Raw genomic sequence first — 266 nt, forward strand, 5'->3', positions numbered from 1 at the left:
ACATGGCCTTGCGACGGTCGCCGAAGCCGGGAGCCTTGACGGCGCAAATCTTCAATCCGCCACGCAGACGGTTGACAACCAATGTGGTCAGAGCCTCGGAGTCTACATCCTCAGCTATGACGAGCAATGGACGGCCACTCTCGGCTGCGGGCTGCAGAATGGGCAGGAAGTCCTTCAAGTTGGAAATCTTCTTGTCGTATATCAAGATGTAGGGGTTCTCCATCACGCACTCCATCTTGTCGGGGTCTGTCACAAAGTAGCCCGAC

At 56.0% G+C, this 266-nt stretch carries 1 pseudogene; it reads right to left on the reverse strand.

The window, feature by feature from the left end:
• Positions 1–266, reverse strand: a pseudogene (gene groEL, locus AC2FA3_RS15270) (chaperonin GroEL); the annotation flags it as partial.

Source organism: Janibacter sp. CoH_79_TC_3, assembly GCF_058197955.1.